General features: G+C 68.5%; 21 protein-coding genes and 1 pseudogene. 9 read left to right on the top strand and 13 right to left on the bottom strand.

Going from position 1 to position 22,265, the window contains the following annotated elements; all coding sequences use genetic code 11:
- Positions 1-139: 139 nt before the first annotated feature.
- The 3 genes from AL346_RS12480 to AL346_RS12470 form a co-directional block, all read right to left on the bottom strand.
- Complete coding sequence (locus AL346_RS12480) at positions 140-1,141, bottom strand: GlxA family transcriptional regulator (protein ID WP_019403983.1); 1,002 nt, start codon at positions 1,139-1,141, stop codon at positions 140-142.
- Entirely contained in the window at positions 1,138-1,701 is a 564-nt protein-coding gene (locus AL346_RS12475; RefSeq protein ID WP_019403982.1) for an isochorismatase family protein, read from the bottom strand. Before AL346_RS12475 ends, AL346_RS12480 begins: the two co-directional genes overlap by 4 nt.
- Positions 1,702-1,862: 161 nt before the next feature.
- A complete protein-coding gene (locus tag AL346_RS12470) occupies positions 1,863-2,525 on the bottom strand; it encodes a peroxiredoxin (protein WP_026015443.1) in 663 nt (220 codons plus the stop codon).
- Positions 2,526-2,994: 469 nt separating this feature from the next.
- On the opposite strand from AL346_RS12470, the gene AL346_RS12465 reads away from it, so the two are divergent.
- Positions 2,995-5,433, top strand: coding sequence for a hypothetical protein (locus AL346_RS12465; RefSeq protein ID WP_019403980.1), 2,439 nt, complete (start codon positions 2,995-2,997; stop codon positions 5,431-5,433).
- Positions 5,434-5,448: 15 nt separating this feature from the next.
- On the opposite strand, the gene hisD is transcribed toward AL346_RS12465, so the two are convergent.
- Positions 5,449-6,714 carry a histidinol dehydrogenase gene (gene hisD / locus AL346_RS12460; RefSeq protein ID WP_019403979.1) on the bottom strand — a complete coding sequence of 422 codons (1,266 nt, stop codon included), beginning with the start codon at positions 6,712-6,714 and terminating at the stop codon, positions 5,449-5,451.
- A 162-nt stretch (positions 6,715-6,876) separates the two neighbouring features.
- On the opposite strand from hisD, the gene AL346_RS12455 reads away from it, so the two are divergent.
- The 5 genes from AL346_RS12455 to AL346_RS12435 all read left to right on the top strand — a co-directional run bounded on the left by AL346_RS12455 (position 6,877) and on the right by AL346_RS12435 (position 11,750).
- Positions 6,877-7,425, top strand: coding sequence for a cupin domain-containing protein (locus AL346_RS12455; RefSeq protein ID WP_019403978.1), 549 nt, complete (start codon positions 6,877-6,879; stop codon positions 7,423-7,425).
- Between the two features lie 121 nt (positions 7,426-7,546).
- Positions 7,547-8,599, top strand: coding sequence for an ABC transporter substrate-binding protein (locus AL346_RS12450; protein ID WP_019403977.1), 1,053 nt, complete (start codon positions 7,547-7,549; stop codon positions 8,597-8,599).
- 119 nt (positions 8,600-8,718) lie between these two features.
- Positions 8,719-9,774 (top strand): ABC transporter ATP-binding protein, encoded by a 1,056-nt coding sequence (locus AL346_RS12445; RefSeq protein ID WP_053193715.1) that lies wholly within the window; start codon positions 8,719-8,721, stop codon positions 9,772-9,774.
- Positions 9,771-10,958 (top strand): ABC transporter permease, encoded by a 1,188-nt coding sequence (locus tag AL346_RS12440; protein ID WP_019403975.1) that lies wholly within the window; start codon positions 9,771-9,773, stop codon positions 10,956-10,958. The genes AL346_RS12445 and AL346_RS12440 overlap by 4 nt, the downstream gene beginning before the upstream one ends.
- Before the next feature lie 3 nt (positions 10,959-10,961).
- On the top strand, positions 10,962-11,750 hold the full coding sequence (locus tag AL346_RS12435; protein ID WP_019403974.1) for an ABC transporter permease: 789 nt from the start codon (positions 10,962-10,964) through the stop codon (positions 11,748-11,750).
- 31 nt (positions 11,751-11,781) lie between these two features.
- Here the strand turns inward: AL346_RS12435 and AL346_RS12430 are convergent.
- A pseudogene (locus AL346_RS12430) lies at positions 11,782-12,090 on the bottom strand (hypothetical protein); the annotation flags it as partial.
- Positions 12,091-12,322: 232 nt separating this feature from the next.
- Here AL346_RS12430 and AL346_RS12425 point away from each other — a divergent pair.
- Positions 12,323-12,964, top strand: a complete 642-nt coding sequence (locus AL346_RS12425) for a response regulator transcription factor (RefSeq protein ID WP_019403972.1) — start codon at positions 12,323-12,325, stop codon at positions 12,962-12,964.
- A gap of 22 nt (positions 12,965-12,986) precedes the next feature.
- Here AL346_RS12425 and AL346_RS12420 read toward each other — a convergent pair whose 3' ends face one another.
- From AL346_RS12420 to AL346_RS12390, 7 genes are all read right to left on the bottom strand, one after another.
- Positions 12,987-14,690, bottom strand: coding sequence for a hybrid sensor histidine kinase/response regulator (locus AL346_RS12420; RefSeq protein ID WP_019403971.1), 1,704 nt, complete (start codon positions 14,688-14,690; stop codon positions 12,987-12,989).
- Positions 14,691-15,211: 521 nt separating this feature from the next.
- A complete protein-coding gene (locus tag AL346_RS12415; protein ID WP_019403969.1) occupies positions 15,212-15,685 on the bottom strand; it encodes a hypothetical protein in 474 nt (157 codons plus the stop codon).
- Between the two features lie 92 nt (positions 15,686-15,777).
- Entirely contained in the window at positions 15,778-16,035 is a 258-nt protein-coding gene (locus AL346_RS12410; RefSeq protein ID WP_019403968.1) for a hypothetical protein, read from the bottom strand.
- Positions 16,036-16,388: 353 nt separating this feature from the next.
- Positions 16,389-16,853: a YbhB/YbcL family Raf kinase inhibitor-like protein gene (locus tag AL346_RS12405; protein WP_019400109.1), complete on the bottom strand. Its 465-nt coding sequence runs from the start codon at positions 16,851-16,853 to the stop codon at positions 16,389-16,391.
- Positions 16,854-16,863: 10 nt separating this feature from the next.
- Positions 16,864-17,556 carry a phosphoribosyltransferase gene (locus tag AL346_RS12400; protein WP_019400108.1) on the bottom strand — a complete coding sequence of 231 codons (693 nt, stop codon included), beginning with the start codon at positions 17,554-17,556 and terminating at the stop codon, positions 16,864-16,866.
- The gene (locus tag AL346_RS12395) at positions 17,556-18,212 is read right to left on the bottom strand and encodes a dienelactone hydrolase family protein (RefSeq protein ID WP_019400107.1); all 657 of its coding nucleotides are present in this window, start codon (positions 18,210-18,212) and stop codon (positions 17,556-17,558) included. The genes AL346_RS12400 and AL346_RS12395 overlap by 1 nt, the downstream gene beginning before the upstream one ends.
- Positions 18,213-18,221: 9 nt before the next feature.
- Positions 18,222-19,565, bottom strand: a complete 1,344-nt coding sequence (locus AL346_RS12390) for an erythromycin esterase family protein (RefSeq protein ID WP_019400106.1) — start codon at positions 19,563-19,565, stop codon at positions 18,222-18,224.
- 287 nt (positions 19,566-19,852) lie between these two features.
- On the opposite strand from AL346_RS12390, the gene AL346_RS12385 reads away from it, so the two are divergent.
- Positions 19,853-20,170, top strand: a complete 318-nt coding sequence (locus AL346_RS12385) for a helix-turn-helix transcriptional regulator (RefSeq protein ID WP_019400105.1) — start codon at positions 19,853-19,855, stop codon at positions 20,168-20,170.
- Positions 20,167-20,643 carry an SRPBCC family protein gene (locus AL346_RS12380; RefSeq protein ID WP_019400104.1) on the top strand — a complete coding sequence of 159 codons (477 nt, stop codon included), beginning with the start codon at positions 20,167-20,169 and terminating at the stop codon, positions 20,641-20,643. The genes AL346_RS12385 and AL346_RS12380 overlap by 4 nt, the downstream gene beginning before the upstream one ends.
- A 102-nt stretch (positions 20,644-20,745) precedes the next feature.
- On the opposite strand, the gene AL346_RS12375 is transcribed toward AL346_RS12380, so the two are convergent.
- Positions 20,746-22,257 carry a tripartite tricarboxylate transporter permease gene (locus AL346_RS12375; protein ID WP_019400103.1) on the bottom strand — a complete coding sequence of 504 codons (1,512 nt, stop codon included), beginning with the start codon at positions 22,255-22,257 and terminating at the stop codon, positions 20,746-20,748.
- Positions 22,258-22,265: the final 8 nt, after the last annotated feature.

Here is a 22,265-nt window from a genome sequence, read left to right as displayed (position 1 = left end):
CGCCGTGGCTCCCGCGATCGTTATGCGCCGCCGGTAGCTACGTTACCGAAGGATCATGAGGCTACTCACGAGTAGCGTCAACGGCCCCGCCGCGTGCGCGGATGCCCAGCCGAGGATTGCCATCGCTGCGCCGGTGGAGCTAGCGGAACGAAGCGCGCAGACGGGCCGGCGAGGTTTCGTGCAGCCGGTTCCAGACCCTGCGGAACTGGCGCGTCGAGGAGAATCCTGAGCGCTCGGCGACGCTCTCCATGTCGAGCCGCGAGCCGATCACCAGCTCCCGCGCGAGGGCGATGCGCATCCGGTTGACATAGTCGGTCACGCTCATGCCGGCGTGGTCGTTGAACAGCCGCGACAGGTTGCGCGGACTGGTGGCGGCGACCTCCGCCAGCGCCTCGACCGACCAGTCCCGGGCGGGATCGGCGCCCACCGCATCCTGCGCGCGGTGGATCGCCGGATGGAGATGGTTGCGCCCCTCCAGCCAGGGCGACAGCTGCGGATCGCCGCCGGCACGGCGCAGGTAGACGACGAGATCGCGCGCCACGGCGAGCGCCGCCGCATGGCCGGCCTCGCGGGCGACCAGCGCCAGCATGAGGTCGATGCCGGCCGTGACGCCGGCGCTGGTCAGCCGCTCGCCATCCTCGACATAGAGCCGGTTCTCCCTGACCCGCGCCCTTGGGGCAAGGCGCATCAGCTCGCCGAGCGTCGCATGGTGCGTGGTGCACTCATGGCCGTCGAGCAGCCCCGCGCGGGCGGCGAGCAGCGCGCCGGAGCAGATCGAGACGAGGCGGATGCCCGGGCGGATCACGCGCTGCAGCCAGGAGACGATCTCGGCCTCGAGCGGAGCGTCATCGGCACGCGAACCGGCCGGGGCGCCAAGGGGCTCGTCGGCCGATCCGGAGATGACGACGAGGGCATCGTCGGGAAGGCCGTCGGGCAGCGGCGCGACATTCGCCACATCGAGCCCCACCGAACTCGTGACGCACGGCGCCGGGCCGACATAGCTGACCACGAAGCGCACGGCGGCCTGATCGATATTCGCCCGCCGCAGCACCTCCATCGGCCCGGCGATGTCGAGCAGCAGCGTCCGTGGCGGCACCACCACGATGACGGGGACGATGCGCGGCTGCCCGGTGAGGCTCATGCCGCCGCCTTGTCCGTCCGGCCGGCGAGCGCCTCCTCGACGGTGGCGATGCGGGCGAAACGCCCCGCCAGCACCAGCTCCGTGCGGGCGCGGATCTCCGCCGCGCTCCACTCACGGCCCGCCGCATCGGTCATCGGGAAGGTCAGCGTGGCCTCGCCGACATAATCGACCGCATAGCCGAGGTCGGAGGCATGGCGCGCCGTCGTCTCGCAGCACTGCTCGGTACGGATGCCGGAGACGATCACCCGGCGGATGCCGTTCTCGGTCAGCCATACGTCGAGGCCGGTGCCGACGAGCGCGCTGTGGCGGCGCTTGCGGAAGACGATATCCGGCGCGACCTGGAGCGGCGCGAGGGCCCTGATGAAGCCCGAGTCTTCCGAGAAGGCCCCCGTCCCTTCCACGTGGAAGATCTGGACGATGGACATGCCAGCCGCTTTCGCGCCATCGATCAGCGCCTGCTGGCGCGCGATGTAGGCCGGCAGGCCCTCCTCGCGGAAATAGGACCGGTGCCGAAAGGATTCCTGGGCGTCCACGACGAGAAGTGCCGTATCGCGAGCCATTTCGCTGTCTCCTGAGCTGACCACGACGCGACAATAGCGCCCACCCGGCGAAGCGAAATGGTCGACCCGGACGAAAGAGGGACAATTCGCGCCATGGACTTCGTGGCCCGCGGCGGGAGGCCGGCGCCCGGACGGCGATGCCGGGCGCCGCGACGGGCCCGTCACATGCGGGGCTGGGGCACGATGCGGATGTAGGGCCGCGGGGCGGTCCAGCCGTCGGGATAGATCGTCCTCGCCTCCTCGTCGGGCACCGAGCCGGCGATGATGACGTCGTCGCCCGCCTTCCAGTTCACCGGCGTGGCCACCCGGTGCTTGGCGGTGAGCTGGAGCGAGTCGATGACGCGCAGCACCTCGTCGAAGTTGCGGCCCGTGGTCATCGGATAGACGAGGATGAGCTTGATCTTCTTGTCCGGCCCGATGACGAAGACGTTGCGCACCGTCTGGTTGTCCGCGGGCGTGCGCCCCTCGGAGGTGCTCCCGGCGCTCGCCGGCAGCATGCCGTAGAGCTTGGAGATCGACAGATCGGGATCGCCGATCATCGGGAAGTTCGGGGCATGTCCTTGCGTCTCGCGAATGTCGTTCGCCCAGCGGGCATGGCTGTCGACCGGATCGACGCTCAGCCCGATGATCTTGACGTTGCGCCGGTCGAACTCGGGCTTGACCCGGGCCATGTAGCCGAGCTCGGTCGTGCAGACGGGCGTGAAGTCCTTCGGATGGGAAAACAGCACGCACCAGGAATCACCGATCCAGTCGTGAAAGCGGATACGGCCTTCAGTGGTCTCGGCCTCGAAATCCGGCGCGACGTCACCGATCATGCGTGTCATGGAGCATCCCTCCCCATCAACAAGCCCCCCTGCCACGCGAGGCAATATACACCCCGCCACCCCCACCATGAAGCCGAGGCGTTGGAGCAGCGCCCGGGCCGCCCCTCGGCGCGCCGGTGAAGACCTTTCGGTTGCCGCGGCTGTCCGCCTTTCGTTCGACCCGCGCCAGGCAAGAAGACCGAATTTACGGAAGAGCCTTGGATTGCCTTGCTGGCGCCCTTGCACGCCGGGACGCCGACGCACATCAATAACAAAACAGCCGACTTGCAATCCATTATGCAAACAATACTTGCGTGAAGGACATATATTGATGCCCATCGGTAGATATACGCCGCACGATCTTGCGGCATACAACAGCTCCACCCCCGCAGCGGACGCACCGATGTTTCGGCCCGACGATTCCTCCGGTTTCGGACGCCCGAACTGGCGGTCGCCGGCTTTCCATCCGCCCGATGCGAGAACGGTGGCCATGACCGAGAGGCTGATCGCGGAAGCGCAGCAGCAGATGGAGGAGATGTTCCCCGATCTGCAGCGCATGCCGTCCAGCGGGGACGAGCTACCATCGGAGCAACCGGCCACCGCAACGCCTTCCGCGCGATCGCGCCGCAGCGGACAGTATGGCTCCAACGCGGCGCGCTGCCGTGGCGCGAACCTGCTCGCGGACGCACGGCAGAACATGCCGACGCGGCTGGGGGTCGCGCTCGCGATCCTGCAGCGGGCCGGCTTCGACCCGGAAAGGGAATATGCCTTTTCCGATCCCGTCATCGTCGGAATCGGCGGGGCCACCATCAGAGGCAAGCAGCGCCTCGTCGACCTTTACATGCAGGCGCAGATCCAGGCCCTGCCCTTCTTCAGCCGCGACTTCCCGCAGGAGTTGAAGAATCTCCCCGACCTCGACAGCCGCTTCGAGGAAGAATTTTCGGAGCATATCGTCGAGCAAGCCGCCAACGCGACCGCCAGGATCATGGATACGCTGTCGGCGGCGGGACTGGATATCGACAAGACGAAAGCGTCCGTCCTGTCCTTTGACGTGAAACGGATGGGTTGGGAGCACGGCGGGCTGAGGCCCGGGGTCTCCGTCGAGCACGCCTCGCGCGGGTACGTCCTGAAGGTGGAGGGCGGGGGCGAGCCGCTGTTCTTCGCCGTGGTGCCGGGCGATCCCGCTCTGATCCTGCGCATGCCCGCGGACAGCGCAGGCCAGAAGAAATGGCTCTCGGGCCATCTGTGCCAGTTCTTCGAGACGCCTGTCGATCGCGGGAATTCGCTGACCGAATATCTCCTGAAGGAGGTCGACGGCGACATCAGCCTGCGCGAGGCCGTCGCGGACAGCAGCCTGCGCATCTTCGAGGACCTGCTGCTCCCGCTGAAGAACGAGGCTTTCGCGGAAACGGGTTACGAGCAGTTCGTCCACGCCGCGCGCGGCGGTACCGTTCCCGGCTATGATCCGGCGCGCGAATGGCAGCAGGGGAACCACAAGACCGCCGTCGCCCTCGGGGTTCTCGACGCGGGCCCTCCCGTCCTCGACGTGATCGGAAAGCTGCGCCTGCCCGCTGCTGCCGCCAAGACGATCGGCAACCAGGCGGATGCCCTGCCCCAGATCCGGAAAGGCGCCAAAGGCCTGAAGACAGCGGCGAACAGGATGGGGGGCGCGGACCAGGTCATGGATGCCGCCAAGGCGGGGCAGCTCGCGGACAAGGGGGGGCCCCTGGCGAAGGTGAAGACGATGGCATCACCCGCCCTCGCCATGGAGCAGCACCTGCAGCTCCGAACCGAGGTCACGAAGCGCGGGCGCAGGTATTTCGTCAAGTTGCGCAACGACAAGGGCGCTGCGGCGCCCGGCGCCGCGGGAGCACCGGGGGCGCGCAACGCGGATCCCGGCCGCATCCTGCGGGAGACCTACGAGGAAGCGGGGAAGATGCGCCAGGGCAGCGGCCGCGTGCTGAGCGCAGACGAGATCGCCCGCATCATCGACCGGCGAGCCGACCGGCCCATTCCCGACAGGCTCTACAGGGGCCAGGTCGGCTCGGGCATCACGAGCACGTTCGACTGGAGCGGACAGGATGCGCAGGACCGGTACCTTGCCGCCATCATCGAGCATGCCGGGAGCTATAGCGGGACCGAGCACGGCAAGGTGCCCTCCCTCACGATGACCGAATCGACGGCCGAGTACTTTGCGCATGGCAGGCCTGACGCGAAGGTGTGGGTCATCGACACTAGGCACAGCCCGCGGGATTTCCGGACGATCGAGGATATCCTGAAGAACGATGGTCCCAGGCTGGTCCGGGACGGCAAACTCTCCAGGCAGGTCCTGGCGAAGGCAGTGGGGCTGACCATCACCAACCAATGGGAAGACGAAGTCTTCTTCGTGCGTGGCAGCATTCCGGCCGACTGGGCGCAGTTGCGGGGCCCGAAGCCGTTGCCTCGCCCCCTGGCGGACGCCCGGCAGCGCGGCGCCAGGCCGGCGCCCGTGGCCGGCGCCCGCGCGGTGGACGGGAGCGCTCAAAACCTGCCCGCGGTGAAGGCCATCGCCCGTTTCATCGAAGTGCCGGGCAACTGGAACGCGGCAGCCGGCGACTATGCGCCCACGGCGATCGCCAACGCTCTGCGCCGGGAGCTGGTGCTGCGCGGCTATCCCGCGAGCGGAAAGAGCCTGTCGGTGATACCGAACGGCCCGGTCTCGGGCCCCGCCGTCGAGCTCGCCTATTCGCCCGGCCACTACGACGCCTATATCGCGGGCAACCTGCACCGGATCCGCGGGGATGGCGACTGCCTCTTCCGCGCCGTGCTCGCGAGCATGAACCAGAACAGGGCCGTCACGAACGAGGCGGTGGCCGGGCTGCGGCGGCTCGCCGCGCAGGAAATCCGCAACAATCCCGGCCATTACGCGCCCTTCGTCGGGCACGCGTAGCGGGCGAAGCCGCGCTCAGCCCGCCGTCCCCTCGATCAGGCGCAAACGCAGGGCCGCCGCCCGGCGGTGGCCCTCGAGGCCTTCGCTGCGGCTCTGGCGGCAGGCGGGCGGCGCGACCGCCATGACGCCGCGCTCGTCGAGCCATTGATGGGTGGCGACCTTGACGTAGGAGCCGACCCACAGACCACCCGTGTAGCGCCCGGCGCCCATCGTCGGCAGGGTGTGGTTGGTGCCGCAGCACTTGTCCGAATAGACGACGCTCGCCAGCGGCCCGATAAAGAGCGAGCCGTAGTTGGAGAGTTTCTTCGCAGTGGCATGCGGATCGGCCGTGTGCACCTGAAGATGCTCGGCGGCGATGAGGTCGGAATAGGCGATCATCGCCTCTTCGGTGGCGGCGACAGCAATCTCACCGTTGTCACGCCAGGCGGGGCCGGCGACGGCGGCGGTCGGCAGGTCTTTAAGCTGGCGCTCGACCTCCGCGAGCACCGCTTCGGCGAGCCGGCGCGAGGTCGTGATCAGGCCGACGCGCGTGCGCACGTCGTGCTCGGCCTGGGCGAGGAGGTCGGTAGCGATCATCACGGGATCGCCCGTCTCGTCGGCGAGCACGTAGATCTCGCTCGGGCCGGCGAGCTGGTCGATGCCGACGGGGCCGAAGACCTGGCGCTTGGCCTCGTTCACATAGGCGTTGCCGGGGCCGACAATCTTGTCGACCGCCGGGACCGTCTCGGTGCCGAAGGCCATGGCGGCGATCGCCTGGGCGCCGCCGACGCGGAAGATGCGGTCCGCGCCCGAAAGATGGCAGCCGGCGATCATGGCCGGATGGGCTGTCGGCGGCAGGCAGGCGATCACCTCCGCGCAACCCGCGACCTTGGCCGGCACGATCGTCATGATGGGCGCCGACAGGAGGGGATAGCGCCCGCCCGGCACATAGGCCCCGATCCGCCGGATGGGGATGACGCGATGGCCGAGGTGAAGGCCCGGCAACGCTTCCACCTCGAGCGGCAGCAGGGTGGCGAGCTGAGCCTCGGCGAAAGCGCGCACGCGCTCAATGGCGAATTCCGTGTCCTTGCGGGTCTGCGGGTCAAGGTTGGCAAGCGCCTCGGCGCGCTCGGCGTCGCTCACCTCGAAGCGCTCGGGCACCATGCCGTCGAAGGTCGCGGAATAGGTGCGCAGCGCCGCGTCGCCTTGCATCCGCACCGCGTCGAGGACCTGCCGGACGGTCGCCTCGACGGCGCGCCCGTCCGGCCCCTCGGACTGCTTCGGCGCCTTCACGTGAACCAAGCTCGCACGGAGTTCTGACGGCAGGTCGGGCATCGCTCACCTCTCGCAACTGGCTCGGGCGACCATCCGGGAAGGCTGACCCTTACTCAACGGCCCCGAGGGGCCTTGTTCAGGATTCTGAACATCCTTAGGCTCGCCGGGCCCGTTGCAACCGGAGCCGCCATGCCGCAGATCGGATCGCACCTGAAGGAGCTGCGCCGCCGGCGCGACCTGAGCGTGCGCGAGCTCGCGCTGCGCTCGGGCATCTCCCATTCGGCCATCTCGCTCATCGAGCGCGACCGCATGAGCCCGTCGGTCGACACGCTGAGCGCCATCCTCGACGCCCTCGGCACGACGCTGCCGGGGTTCTTCGCGGACCTTTACTCCAGCGTTCCGCACTCGCCCTTCTACGCCGCGCACGAATGGGTGGAGATCGGCAAGGCCGCGACCATTTCCTATCGCATGGTGGGCATCAACCACCCCAACCGGCAGATCCTGATGCTGCACGAGACCTATGCCCGCGGCGCGGACTCGGGCGAGGCCTTCGCCCACTCCGCCCAGGAGGCCGGCATGGTGACGCGCGGCGCCGTGGAGCTGACGGTGGGCGGCGAGAGCCGCGTGCTCCACCAGGGCGACGGCTATTATTTCGACAGCCGCCTGCCGCATCGCTTCCGCAACGTCACGGACGGCGAGAGCGAGATCGTGAGCGCCGTCACGCCGCCAACCTACTAGAATTGCCTTGCTGTTGACCGGCTGCACCAACGTGGTGATTATCGTCACCACCGGACGGTCGAGAGCTTTCAAGTCCCCCGAAATATGCTTGCCTTCGGGGATAACAACAGAGGGGAAAGTCATGCGATCGGTGAGGACATTCGCGCTCGTCGGCTGCCTGTCGGCCGTCGTCGGCGCATGGGGGATCATCGGGGCCGAGGCGCGCGACCTCACGGTCGTGTCCTGGGGCGGCAACTACCAGGACGCCCAGCGCAAGATCTATTTCGAGCCCTTCGCGAAGCAGAGCGGAAAGCCGCTGCTCGACGAGAGCTGGGACGGCGGCATCGGCGTCATCGCCGCCAAGGTCAAGGCCGGGGTACCGAACTGGGACGTGGTGCAGGTGGAATCCGAGGAGCTCGCCCTCGGCTGTGCCGACGGCTTCTACGAACAGCTCGACTGGGACAAGCTCGGCGGCAAGGACAAGTTCCTGCCGGCCGCCGTGAGCGACTGCGGCGTCGGCGCCATCGTGTGGAGCACGGCGCTCAGCTATGACGCAGACAAGCTGAAGGAGGCACCGGCCTCCTGGGCCGACTTCTGGGACGTGCAGAAGTTCCCCGGCAAGCGCGGCCTCAGGCGCGGGCCGAAATACGCGCTCGAATTCGCGCTCATGGCGGACGGCGTCGCCCCGGCCGACGTCTACAAGGAGCTCGCGACACCCGCCGGGGTGGACCGCGCCTTCAAGAAGCTCGATGCGTTGAAGCCCCATATCGTGTGGTGGGAATCGGGCGCCCAGCCGCTGCAGCTCCTCGCCTCCGGCGAGGTGGTGATGACGAGCGCCTACAACGGCCGCATCTCCGGCATCAACAAGGCCGAGGGCAAGAACTTCAAGGTCGTCTGGCCGGGCAGCATCTACGCCATCGACAGCTGGGTGATCCTGAAGGACAGCCCCAACAAGGACGCCGCGATGGACTTCATCGCCTTCGCGAGCGCGCCCGAGAACCAGGTGAAGCTGCCCGAATACATCGCCTACGGCCTGCCCAACAAGGAAGCGGCCGGCGCCGTCCCGGCCAATCTCCAGGCGGATCTGCCGACCGCGCCGGACAATCTCGCCCAGGCGGTCCCGCTCGATGCCGACTTCTGGGTGGACAACATCGAGGAGCTCAACAAGCGCTTCAACGCCTGGCTCGCCCAGTGACGGCAGCCGGCTGACCGATCCGGGGCGGGCGCCGCCGCCCGGCCCGGATTTCCTTTTCGTTTGGCCCGCCGGGCGCGCATGCCTCGTGCGTCGCCGGGCCCTCGGCATCGGGCGGAGCAATGGGCGCCTTCATCGCGTTTCAAGACGTCACCAAGAACTTCGGAGCCGTCACGGTCGTCGACCGCCTCGACCTCCAGATCGCCAAGGGCGAGTTCCTCAGCCTCCTCGGCCCCTCCGGCTCCGGCAAGACCACCATCCTGATGATGCTCGCGGGCTTCGAGCGTCCCACGAGCGGAGCGATCCTCCTCGCCGACAAGCCCATCGCCCATCTGCCGCCCCATCGCCGGCAGATGGGCGTGGTGTTCCAGAACTACGCCCTCTTTCCGCACATGAGCGTGGCGGAGAACGTCGCCTTCCCGCTCGAGATGCAGCGCGTGCCGCGCGCCGAGATCACCCGGCGCGTCGAGCGGGCGCTCGACATGGTGCGGCTCAGCGCCCTCAAGGACCGCAAGCCGTCGCAGCTCTCCGGCGGGCAGCAGCAGCGCGTGGCGCTGACCCGCGCCCTCGTCTTCGAGCCGGACGTCATCCTCATGGACGAGCCGCTCGGCGCCCTCGACAAGCAGTTGCGCGAGCACATGCAGCTCGAGATCCGCGACCTGCACCGACGCCTCGGGCTCACCATCGTCTTCGTCACCCACGACCAGTCGGAGGCGCTGACGATGTCGGACCGCATCGCCGTCTTCAACGCCGGCAAGGTCGAGCAGATCGACACGCCTCAGGCGGTCTACGACCGCCCGCGCACCCGCTTCGTCGCCGAGTTCATCGGCGAGACCAATCTCGTGGAGGGCAAGGTCGTGGAGGCCGGGGCGCAGCAGGCCGTGGTGCGCGTGGGCGAGACTGCGCTCAACGTTTCGGGAGAGGTCTCGCCCGGCCGGGACGTGTCGCTGTCGCTGCGCCCGGAGCGCATCCGGCTCGGCAAGGAGCCGGCCGCGGCCAACGCCCTCACCGTCACCGTCGCGGACTGCATCTATCACGGCGATCACATGCGCCTCGTACTGAAGAGCGGGCCGCTCGAGCTGGTGGCGCGGGCCGAGCGGCTGGCCGGCGACTGGGCGGTGGGCACCGAGGCCGTCGCCTCCTTCGACCCGCAGGACTGCACGGTGCTCGCTTCATGAGCCGCGCCTCGGTCCGGGACAGGTCGCGGGCCTTCGCGCTCGTCGCGCCGCTCGTCCTCTTCCTCGCCCTCTTCTTCGTCTGGCCGCTGTGGACCATGGTGACCGCGTCCGTCGTCGACGACGCGGTGACGAAAGTGCTGCCGCGCACCGCCGTCGCCATGGCCGACTGGGACGGGAGCGACCTGCCGCCGCCGGCCGTGCACGGCGCGCTCGCGGAAGACCTGCGCGCGGCACAGGACCAGCAGGCCCTCGGCGAGGCCGTGCGCCGGCTGAACAGCGCCGTCTCCGGCTTTCGTACCCTTCTCACCCGCACCGTGACGGCGGCGCGCGAGGCGTCGGACCCGGCCGCGCTCGATTTTGCCGCCGTCGACCCGCGCTGGAACGAACCCCGCTTCTGGCGCGCCATCAAGGAGGCGGTGCCGCCCTATACCGACCGCAACCTGCTCGCTGCGCTCGACCTCAGGCGCGATGCCGGCGGCAGCATCGTCGCGGAGGAGCCTGGCGCGGCGGCCAACCGCATCATCATGCTGCGCACCTTCGTGATCGCCGGCTCGGTGACGCTCGCCTGCGCGGCGATCGGCCTGCCCTATGCCATGCTCGCCGCCGCCGCGGGCGGCATCATGCGCGCGCTCCTGCTGCTCGCCGTGCTGGTGCCGCTGTGGACCTCGCTCCTCGTGCGCACCGCGGCCTGGTTCATCCTCCTGCAGCAGGAGGGCCTCATCAACCGCACGCTCGCCTCGCTCGGCATCATCGACGCGCCGCTGCCGCTCATCTTCAACCGGCTCGGCGTCATCATCGCCATGACGCACGTGCTATTGCCGTTCATGGTGCTGCCGATCTACAGCGTGCTCATCGCCGTGCCGCGCAACCTGATGCCGGCGGCCGCCTCGCTCGGGGCGGGGCCGATCCGCGCCTTCTGGCGCGTGCTGCTGCCGCTCGCCATGCCCGGTCTCATGTCGGGCTGCCTGCTCGTCTTCATGGTGGCCATCGGCTATTACATCACGCCCGCGCTCGTCGGCGGCGCCAACGACCAGATGATCTCCTCGGTCATCGCCTTCTACGCCCTCGGCACCGCCAACTGGGGCATGGCGGGGGCGCTCGGCCTCATCCTGCTCGCGGTCACGCTGCTGCTCTACCTCGTCTACGGGCGGCTCTCGCGCTCGCCGCAATTGCCGGGGGCCTGAGCCATGCTGCGCGCGCTCCAGATCGCCTTCGGCATCCTCGTCGTCGCCTTCCTGATCCTGCCGATCATCGCCATCCTGCCGCTCGCCTTCACGTCGAGCGTGTTTCTCACCTATCCCATCCCCGCCTATTCGCTGCGCTGGTTCGAGGAGCTGGTGAGCGCCGACGTGTGGCGCCTGTCCATCGTCAACAGCCTGATCATCGGCGGCGGCGCGACCGTCCTCTCGACCGTGCTCGGCACGCTTGCGGCGCTCGGCCTGCGCGGCAGCTCCCTGCCCTTTGCCGGCCTCCTGAGGACGCTCTTTCTGCTGCCCATGGTCGTTCCCGCCGTGGTCCTCGGCGTCGGCATGCAGATCTTCCTCGTGCGCCTCGGTCTCGCCAGCACCTATCCGGGCGTCATCATCGCGCATGCGGTGCTCTGCGTGCCCTTCGTCGTGGTGAGCGTCTCGGCGGCGCTGCAGGGCATCGATCCGGCGGTCGAGAAGGCGGCCATGAGCCTCGGCGCGCCGCCCGTCACGGTCTTCCGCCGCGTCACCCTGCCGCTCGCCGTGCCGGGGGTCGTTTCCGGCGCCGTCTTCGCCTTCGCGACCTCCCTCGACGAGGTGGTGATCACGCTCTTCGTCGCCGGCCCCAACCAGCGCACCCTGGCCCGGCAGATGTTCTCCAGCATCCGCGAGAACATCAGCCCGACGGTGGCGGCGGCGGCGCTCCTCCTCATCATCGGCACGCTGTGCCTTGCCGCCCTCGCCGCGCTTCTGCGCCGCCGCGAGAAACGTGCGGTGGCCGTGCCGTGACGGGCGCCGAACCCGCCTGCCGGATACGGGTTCAGAACGCGAGCTGCACCTTCATGGCGCGGGAGCGGTCGCCGGCGAGGGTGAAGGCAGCCACCGCATCGTCGAAAGGCAGCGTCGCGCTGACGAGCGGCTTCACGTCGATGTGGCCGCGCGCCATCATCTCGACGGCGAGCCCTAACTCATGGTCGAAGCGGAAGGTGCCGCGCAATTCGAGCTCGCGGGCCACGATCATGCTCATCGGCAGGGTCATCTCGCCGCCGATGCCGACCTGCACGACGATGCCGCCGGCATGCATGACGTCGAGCGCGCCGACGAGCGCGGCCTGATTGCCGGAGGCCTGTGTCCTGAGGCAGGCAAGAGGGCCGGACGGCAGCGCCCGCCCGGCCTTGCGCCTCGAGACGCGGACCATTCGGCCCTGCGGCCATCGCGACGAAGACGACCGAAAAACACCGCGGCAGCGGCCGGACGATCATGAACGATCCCCCGCCGCCGTGCTTGACGGGCAGGGGCCGGTGGGCAAGAGAAGAACGGGGGCTGGCTGAAAAGGACAGGGAATCACAGGTTTCGACACCGTGGCCACGACCATTCAGACAGCAAGAGAACGGGTCATCATCGCCGACGACCACCCCGTCTTCCGGGACGGGCTGTGCCGCATCGTGCGGCGGCTCTACCCTTCCGCCGCGATCGAGGAAGCGGGCAGCTTCGATCGGGTGCTTAACCTGGCGCGCAAGGGGGAGGCTCCTGACCTCCTGCTCCTCGACCTCGTGTTTCCGGGCCTCGACCCCATGCATTCCCTGCGCGCGCTGCGCCAGGAATTCGAGCGCGCGACCATCATCGTCGTCTCGATGGTGAACGACCGCAAGACGATCGATGCTGTCATGGCAGCCGGCGCCGACGGCTTCATCGGCAAGTCCGTGCCGCCGGACGAAGTCGCCGCCGCCATCGAGGCCATCCGCGCGGGCGACTTCGTGGTGAAGCGCGCAGCGGAGGAGACTGGCCTGCACCTGGAGGAGCATGCCGCGCTGTCGTCGCTCACCCTGCGTCAGCGCGAGGTGCTCAGCCTGCTGAGGGAAGGAAAGACCAACAAGGAGATCGGCAAGGAGCTCAACATTTCCCCCTTCACCGTGCGCCTCCACGTCTCGGCGCTCCTGCGCAGCCTCGGCGTTTCCTCCCGCGCCGCAGCCGCCGCGAAGGCGGCGATCAACGGGCTCTGAAGGGATAGCCGTCCGTCCCGCTTCAGACGCCCTCGCCTTGCAAGAACAGCGCCGGGTCCCTCTCCTCTTCCCGAGCCTCCATCCTGAGCTTCTGCGCCACCAGCACGGCCCGCAGCGTCGATGGATGGACAGGCTTCGCGACGACGGTGATGGCATCGTCGCCGAGCTCTTGGCGGACCCTGCCCTCGTCGTGACCCGTCATGATGACCGCCGGGACCGGACGGCCGAGCATCGCCGCGACACGCGCGATGCAGGCGGCGCCGGTCAGCGGTCCGTTGAGGTCGAAATCCGTGATGACGAGGTCGCAGGCCCCGACGCCCTCGGGCATGGCGGTTTCAGCCTGCACGCTGCATCCCCAGCGCTCGAGCAGCGCCGTCGTCGCGAGCAGCACGTCCCTGTCATCCTCGATCAACAGGATCCGCATGCCGCTGAGCGGGGTGACCGGGCCGGCGGGATGCTGCACGACCGTTCGCTCCTCTGCCGGCACGATGCGCAGGCCGGCGATCCGGACAACCGTCCCGCGTCCGGAGCGTGAGACGATGGAGGCGTCGAGCCCCATGATGCCGCCGATCCGCCTGACGATCGACAGGCCGAGGCCGACGCCTTCGACGTCCCTGCCCGGTTCCGGCACGCGGTAGAACTCGTCGAAGACCCTGGGCAGGTGATCGGCCGGGATGCCCCTGCCCCGATCGTGGACTTCGAGGGTCAAGCTGCCCCCGCGGCGCCTGCAGCCGATCAGGACCGGCGCTCCCGGGGCGTATTTCACGGCGTTCGAGACGATGTTCTGCACCATGGTGGCGAGGAGGTCCGGGTCGATCCGCACATGGAGCCGCGTGGGCACGATGCGCAGCGTGACGCCCGCCTGCCGCGCCGCCTCGCGGTTCCGCTCCGCCACGTCCCGCAGAAGCTCGCCGAGCGGGACAGCCTCGGCGCGCGGCCTGACCTTGCCACTGTCGAGCGTGGAGATGTCGAGCAGCGACCTGAACAGGCGCGACACGCTCTGCAGCGCCCTGTCGATGTTGTCGACCATGCGGCCCTGGTCGGGCGTCAGGCCGCTGTCGCGCAGGCAGGCGGTGAAGAGGCTGATGGCGTGCACCGGCTGGCGCAGGTCGTGGCTCGCCTGGGCGAAGAAGCGCGACTTGGTGAGATTGGCAGCGATGGCGGTGTCATGCGCCCGGCGGGTGTTCCTCAACAGCAGATGGGCATAGGCGGGCACGATGATCGTGGTCAGCACGAGCGTGGCGACGAAATAGGGATGCTCGCTCCAATAGGCACCGGAATAGGCCACGATGGCGAGGCTCGCGAGCGCAAATCCCGTCGCGATGGCAAGATAGCCGGACCCGTAGCGCATGCCGTTGCCGACGGTGACCCAGAGCAGGATGGCATAGACCGGCGAGACATATTCCCCGCCGATGATCAGGGTGAAGGTGATGGCGGCATAATCGTGGACCATCGCCAGGAGCCGCCGCGCGGGAAACGTGCCCGGGCGCCGGGTGATCACCAGGAGAAGCGCGATGGACACGACGATGAAGACCGCCGGATAGGCCATGAGCGGCAGGATGCTGCCGTCCGGAAGAAAGCCGATGACCGCGCCGATGAGGATGTACAGGGTCGCCACGCTGGCAAGGACCACCCGGACGAGCGCCTGAGCGCGTTCGGTTTCGGCCTCGCTGTCACGATGGGGACCTTCCGTTGCCGGCCCGAACATCTTCTGCAATGCGATCATGCGCCCCCGTATCCGCTCCCAAGCCCCACCGCGGCTGATCATAATCCGCCTGTACCGCTTGATGACATCGAACGGCAATCGTCAGGTGCGACGTTGCGCATCGAGCAACAGCCCCATGCACCTGTTCACATCGCGGTCATGTACAGGAGATTTCATGTCCGCTCACCGCGAGAAGCTCGCCTCCGGGGACGCAGGAATGATGATGCGGATGAGAATTGCCGCCTAGGCGCTCTTTGTCATCGCTGCCGGGGCGGATCCGGATCACGCTCGACCGCAGCGGCGCCCTGATCGGGAGGCCGGCTCAATTCATCGGGCGATCCCCGCTTTCGTCTCCATGCCGCAAGCGCCTTGCGGGCCGTCGCGCGCTGCGCAGCTTTTGCCTTTCTCGTCGCGCACGGTGACAGCTACGAAAGCTGGCGCGAGCTGGTCCTCATCTTCCGCAGCGAATAGGCCCGGGCGCCGCCGCCTCATCTTTCGCAATATATCGAAAAGGAGGGTGGAGAGCGCCCGCATCCGCTTGTTCAGCCGCCGGTCCGAACCGGACGTGGCGCCTTGCGAAGCAGAACGAGGCCCCCGATCAGCAGCAAGAGGCCGACCATGGTCGAGGGCACGCCCATGATCATGATCCAGAACCAGAAGGCCGCCACCGAATCGTTCTCGGCACGTGTCGCCGGATCAAGAATCTGCAGCAGGCTGACCTCGGAACCGAGGAGGGCGAACGCCGTATTGGCGAGCACGGCGGCACCGAGGAGAAGGCAGCCCCACCCGAGCCTGCGCATCGTATGGCCGAGCCTCGCCAGCACGACGGTCACGGCGGCCGCCAGCAGAAGCAGGGTGAGCACCGACACTATCTCGACCCTGACGCCGCCGGCGGCCGAATCATCGATGTCGTGGGCAGACGTCAGGGGAAGCGCGACGACGCCATAGCCGGTCCGAGCGACCAGGAGCCCGAACGCCAGACTGACGACCCACCTGCTCCAGAAGGATGCCATCATGCACCGTGTGTGGTTCCGCGACGCTGATCCGTTGCTCGCGAAACCGCCGCCAGCAGCGTCGCGCTGCAACGGCGCGACGCCACAGGCAACGATTACTGACCAGCCTTCATCTCGGCGATGAGTTCGTCGTAGAGGGCGCAGACCTGCCCCATGTCGCTCGCCTGCTGCGCCTTGGCCTGGGCGTCGGTGGCCTTCTTGCTCCAGTCGACAGCGGCCTGCGGGTTGGTCGCGGCGAGCTGCTGCAGGCCGGTGGAAAGCTCCATCGCCTTCGCGTGCACGTCCTGCTGCGAGCAGGCGAGCGCGGGAGCGGCGATGAAGAGCATGGGAAGAGCCAAGGCAATCTTGCGCATGATAATCCTCGAACAGGAAAAGGGCGCCCGGCCGCACAGCCGAGCGGCGCCACTTAGGCGGCCGCCGGCGGCTTATTCAAGTGTCCATATGTACATATGGCAGCCGTGCGCCCCCGGAGCAGGCGATACGACAGGAGCGTGAAGGTAACTCCGGGCGCGCGACCGGTCCAATGGGGCGTCGCGATAAAATTAATCTAAAGTTTGACTTCTCCTGCTGCGGTATGTCGGCGGCTCGCCGCTGCCTGCGTTCGGCAGCTGGCTATCTTGCAGACGATCCCACCGCAGGCCCGCCGTTCCGCGCGGGCCCGAAACCGTGACGTGCTGCTCGGCAGGCACTTCTCGCCCCTCGCCGGCTAGCGTTCGTAGATGCCGACAAGCTCGGCTTCCGCCAGCTTGTGCTTCTTCGCCTCGGTCCACAGGTCGGCGACGCCGACCTGTCGCGGCAGGTCGATGCTGGGCACGTCGAGGGCGGCAAGCCGGAAGTGATAATGATGCGGCCCGTGCCCCTTCGGCGGCTCCGGCCCGTCGTAATAGGGGTTGCCGAAGTCGTTGCTGCAGATGCGCATGCGCGCTTCGTCCGGCCCCGTCTCCACGCTCTCGGGCAGCCGTTCGGCATCGGCGGGGATGTTGTACAGGCCCCAGTGACGGAAGGTTCCGCTCGGCGCATCCGGGTCCTCGACAATGAGCACGAAGCTCCTGGTGCCATCGGGCACGCCGCTCCATTTCAGCGGCGGCGAGAGGTTCCGGCCATCGCGCGTGTATTTCTCGGGGATTCGCTCGCCGTCGGCGAAGGCAGGGCTGATGAGGGTCAGCGGCATCGCTCGTCTCCTATTGGCCTGATGATTCACTGCGGATGGGCCACGCGCGTGCGGCGTCCAGGAGCTGCACCACCTCCGCATCGCTCGTCTGGTCGAAGTTCTCGTAATGGAAACCCACGGCCCGGAAGTTCGACGGAGCGTCGAGGCAGACGACCTCGTCCGCATCCGCCTGCAGCAGGGCGAGGCTGTCGCGTGGTGCCACGGGGACGGCGAGCACGAGCCGGGCCGCTGCCGACCGCCGCAACGCCTTCAAGGCGACGCGCACCGTGCCGCCGGTGGCGATGCCGTCGTCGACGACGATCGCCGTCCGGCCGGCGAGCGGCACAGGCTGGCGCCCGGCGAGATAGGTCCGTCGGCGCCTCTCGATCTCCGCCAGCTGGCGCTCCATCTCCGCCTCCACGTAGCCGCGCGGCGGATCGACCACCTGCATGGCCTCCTCGTTGAGCACGACCTGCGGGTCCGCTCCGTCGACCACCGCACCGACGCCGTATTCGGGATAGCCGGGCGCGCCCAGCTTGCGCACCATCAGCAGATCGAGCGGGGCGGACAGGGCCTTCGCCACCTCGAAGGCGACCGGCACGCCGCCGCGCGGCAGGGCGAGGACGACCGGCCGCTCACCCTTGAGATGCGTAAGCGTCTCGGCCAGGCGCCGGCCCGCATCGCGGCGGTCCTTGAATGTCTCATGGGTGTCGAACATGGCCATCATCCGCTGTCTGTCCGGGATCCCGGCAGGTGCGCCAGGAACCAGTCCCTCGCGTGGTGCACGACCTCGTCGAGCTTGCCCGGCTCCTCGAACAGGTGGCCCGCGCCCTCGACGATGATGAGCTGCTTCTCGCAGGCGAGCGCCTCGTAGGCCTCGCGGTTCATGCCGATGACCGGACCGTCGAGGCTGCCGACGAGGAGCAGCGTCGGGGCCTTCACCCGGTGCAGAACCGGCAGGGCGAGGTCGGGCCGCCCGCCGCGCAACACGACGGCGGCGACGGACGAGTGCGGCTGCGCGGCTGCCACGAGCGCCGCCCCGGCCCCGGTGCTCGCGCCGAAATAGCCGGGACGGAGCGATGCCGTGTCGGGAAAGCCGGCGATCCAGGCCGTGGCGCGCTCCAGGCGCGCGGCGATCAGCGGGATGTCGAAGACGTTGCGCCTGTCAGCCGCCTCTTCCGGCGTCAGGAGGTCGAGCAGGAAGGTCGCCAGCCCCGCCTCCTGCAGCGCGGCGGCCACATGGTTGTTCCGGGGGCTCAGGCGGCCGCTGCCGCTGCCGTGGGCGAAGATGACGACGCCGGCCGCAACCGCCGGCACGCCGAGAAGACCGGTGAGCCCTTCCGGCTCGATATGCACCTCGCGCACATCCGCGCCTTGCATCGCCGCCTCCTACACGCCGAAGGGATAGGTTTCCGGCACCCCGTGCGGCCGCGCCGTGGGCAGCGGGGTGACCGTGCGCGTCTCGTCGAACCAGACATAGGCGTCGAACTGCTCCGGTAGGACCGCCTCGAAATAGTGGCTGGTGAGCTCCGTCTGCGGGCGATAGATGACACCGATAGCCCGCTCCAGCCGCGGGGCACCCAATGCCTCGCGCAGCTCCCGATCGGCGGATGCCCTGAGATCGGTCAGCGAGCAGGCGGTCCCGGACTGGTGGAAAACGCGCTCGTAGGAATCGGCGCGCGAGGGGTTGACGGTCTTGACGCGCATCGGTCCGCCCCAGTCATCGGCGGCCGCCACCGTGCCGCGGTCGGTCCCGAAGCCGATCAGGACGGCACTGTCGCCATGGGCCGTGCGGCACAGCTCGCCGATGTTGAACTCGCCCTGCCATCCCATGGCGGTGGCAGCCGCGTTGCCGATGTGGGAGTTGTGCGCCCAGACCACCGCCTTCGCCCTTTCGCCGCGCGCGGCGAGAAGATGCTGCAGCGTGTCGAACATGTGCCGGTCGCGCAGATTCCAGGACTCGGTCGAGCCATGGTACATGATGCGATAGTAGTGCTCGGCCGCACGCACGACCCGGGCGTTCTGGGCCGCGTCGAAATAATCCTCCCCATCGGCGGCGACATATTCGAGGCGCTTGCCCAGAAGCTCCGCCAGCTGGGCGACGACCTCGTCCTCGCAGGTGTCGTGCCCCGCCCGCAGCACGGCACGGCCGTAATGGGCCGGCTCGATCTGCCATGGCGTGAGGCAGCCGTAGCGGCGGCGCGCGGTCTCTGCGGCCGCCGGATCCACCCTGTCGAGATAGGCGATGACGGCCGCCATGGAGGCTGTCAGGGAATAGACGTCGAGGCCGTGGAAGGCGACCCTCTCGCCGGTCTGCCGGCCTTCGTTGTGGCTGCGCAGCCAGTCGACGAGCTGCGCGAATTCCATATTGCGCCACATCCACGTCGGGAACCGGGCGAAGGTTTCCTCATCGTAATGCCCCGCCTCCCTGTGGCGGACATAACGATCGACGCGCGCCGCATCCGGCCAGTCCGCCTCGACCGCGACGATAGTGAAGCCGTGGCGCTCGACGAGCCGGCGCGTGATCGCCGCGCGGGCGCGGTAGAACTCGCTCGTCCCGTGGGTAGCCTCGCCCAGAAGCACCACGCGCGCATCCGCGAAGCGGTCGAACATGGCGCCGAAGCGCTCCGTCTCGTCCAGCGGCGGCAGCTGCTCGCAGCGCGCGCGCACCAGCCGTGCCGCGTCATCGGCCAGGCGCGCCCGCGAACGTTCCATGATGGAGGCATCGGCCATGCTTCATTCTCCGTCCGTTCCAGGGCCGCAGGATCGGCAGGCCCTGCGGCCGCGCTCCCGCGTTCCCGGCCGACCAGCCGGAACCAGATGATGGTGATCGTCCTTTCGCAGCCGTCATGGCCCAGGGCGGTCATCAATCAGCCCTTCTGCGCCTGCCGGCAGCAGACACAGCTTCCGCGCTGCTCGTAAGGCAGAGGGCACGGCCATTGGCTGCGAAACCCCTGCGAGGCCAGGAGGTTCCCAATCGCACCTCTTGCAGGGAAAATAAGTATGTGCTTATATAAGTCATGTCTTATGATTATGCAGCGATGGTGGCGCTGGCCGACCCGACGAGGCGCAAGGTCTTCGAGCTCGTCGCGGACCGTCCCCGTTCGGTCGCCGAGCTGACGCGGGCGCTGCCGGTGTCCCAGCCGGCGGTCTCGCAGCATCTCAGGGTGCTCAGGGAGGCGCGCCTCGTGCGGGCCGAGGCTCGCGGCGCCAGCAACATCTATCACATCGACCCGCAGGGCCTGGCCTTGATGCGGGCCTGGCTCGACCGCATGTGGGGCGATGCCCTTGACGCCTTCAAACAGGACATCGGTTCAGCGAAGGAGCAAGCGCGATGACTGCCATGATCAAGCCAGCACCGGTCAGGAAATCCGTGACGGTCGATGCGCCGATTGCGCGCGCCTTCGACGTCTTCACCGCGGGCCTCGGGCGCTGGTGGCCGAGAAGCCATTCCATCGGCAAGTCACCGATCGCAAGTGCCGTCATCGAGCCGCGGACTGGCGGACGGTGGTACGAGGTCGGCGAGGACGGGAGCGAGTGCGACTGGGGAGAGGTGCTGGCGTGGGATCCGCCGACGCGCGTCCTCCTGGCCTGGCGGATCGGCGTCGACTGGCAATTCGATCCGAAGCTCCTGACCGAGGTCGATGTCCGCTTCACGGCGATCGGCGACGGCGAGACCCGGGTCGAGCTCGAACACCGGCTGCTCGAGAACATGGGCGAGGCCGCCGCGAAGGCACGCGAGATCTTCGATTCCGAGGGCGGATGGGGCGGCCTGCTCGCGGCCTATCGGGCCAGCGCCGGGACAGCTTGAGCGCCCGCCGGCTCCGCGGCGTCTTTGCAACGACAAGTGCCCCTGCCCGGCGAAGGCTGCTCCTTCGCCGGGCAGGGGCGTTTCAGAAACGTCCGCCGCCGTCTAGGAGACCTGCGGCGACGGTGCGGCCGCGCGCCGGGCGAGGCGGCCGAGGACGAAGGGCAGCAGGGCCATGGCCGCGGCCATGATCCACAGCACGATGGAAATGGTGCTCTGGAACAGGATCGACAGGTCGCCGCCGCTGATGGCGAGGGCGTTGCGCAGGTTCACCTCCATCACGCGGCCGAGGACGAAGCCGAGGATGATGGGCGCCATGTCGAAGCCGAGCTTGCGCAGCAGCCAGCCGACGACCCCGATGCCGAGCATCATCACGACGGCCAGCACGCTGGCGTGGGTCGAATAGACGCCGACGATGGACAGGACGAGGATGCCCGGCACCAGGACCCAGTTCGGCAGCTGCAGCACCCGCGAGAAGACGCGCACCAGCGGCAGGTTGAGGATGAGCAGCAGGATGTTGCCGATGTAGAGCGAGGCGATGAGGCCGCCGATCAGCTCCGGCCGCTCGGCGAAGAGCTGCGGCCCGGGCTGGATGTTGTAGAGCATGAGCGCCCCGAGCATCACCGCCGTGGTGCCGCTGCCCGGCACGCCGAGCGTCAGCATGGGCACGAAGGCGCCCGCCGCCGTTGCGTTGTTGGCCGCCTCCGGCGCGGCGAGGCCCCGCACGTCACCCTTGCCGAAGGTGCCCTCCCGGTCCGAGAGGCGCTTCTCCGTGGTGTAGGAGACGGCGCTGGCGACGGAGGCGCCGGTGCCCGGCAGGACGCCGACGGTGAAGCCGATGACCGAGCTGCGCAGCGCCGGGCCGATGCAGCGGACGATGTCGGCCCAGCGGGCGAACGTGCGGCCGGCGACCTTGATGACGCTGCCGCCCTTCGCCTGGTGCTCGAGCATGAACATCGCCTCCGAGATGGAGAACAGCCCGATCACCAGCACGACGAACTCGATGCCGTCGCCGAGCTCCGGCTCGTTGAAGGTGAAGCGGTAGGCGCCGGAGGTCGCGTCGAGCCCGATGGTCGCCAGCATCAGGCCGATGACGCAGCCGATGAGCGTCTTGACCGGCTGGCTGCCGACCATGGAGCCGAGGGTGGCGAAGGCGAAGATCATGAGAACGAAATATTCGGCCGGGCCGAAGCCGATGGCGAGCGTGCTCAGCAGCGGCGCGAAGAAGGTGAGGCCCACGACGCCGAGCGTGCCGCCGACGAAGGAGGCGAGGCCGCTGATCATCAGCGCCTCGCCCGCCCTGCCCTGGCGGGCGAGCGGATTGCCGTCGAGAGCCGTCATCACCGCGCCGGCATCGCCCGGCACGTTGAGCAGGATCGACGAGATGCGCCCGCCGTATTCGGCGCCGATATAGATGCCGGCGAGCAGGATCATCGTGCTCTCCGGCGGCAGGCCCATGGTGTAGGCGATGGGCAGGAGCAGCGCGATGCCGTTGATCGGCCCGATCGCCGGCAGGGCGCCGATCAGCGTGCCGAGAAAGCAGCCGGTGAAGCCGATGGCGAGGTTGAGGGGGCTGAGGGCGACGGAGAAGCCTGCCCAGAGATAGCCGAGATCCATCTTCGCAC

It is taken from the genome of Chelatococcus sp. CO-6, assembly GCF_001271345.1.
Taxonomy (GTDB): domain Bacteria; phylum Pseudomonadota; class Alphaproteobacteria; order Rhizobiales; family Beijerinckiaceae; genus Chelatococcus_A; species Chelatococcus_A caeni.
This window is presented reverse-complemented; position numbering and strand designations above follow the sequence as displayed.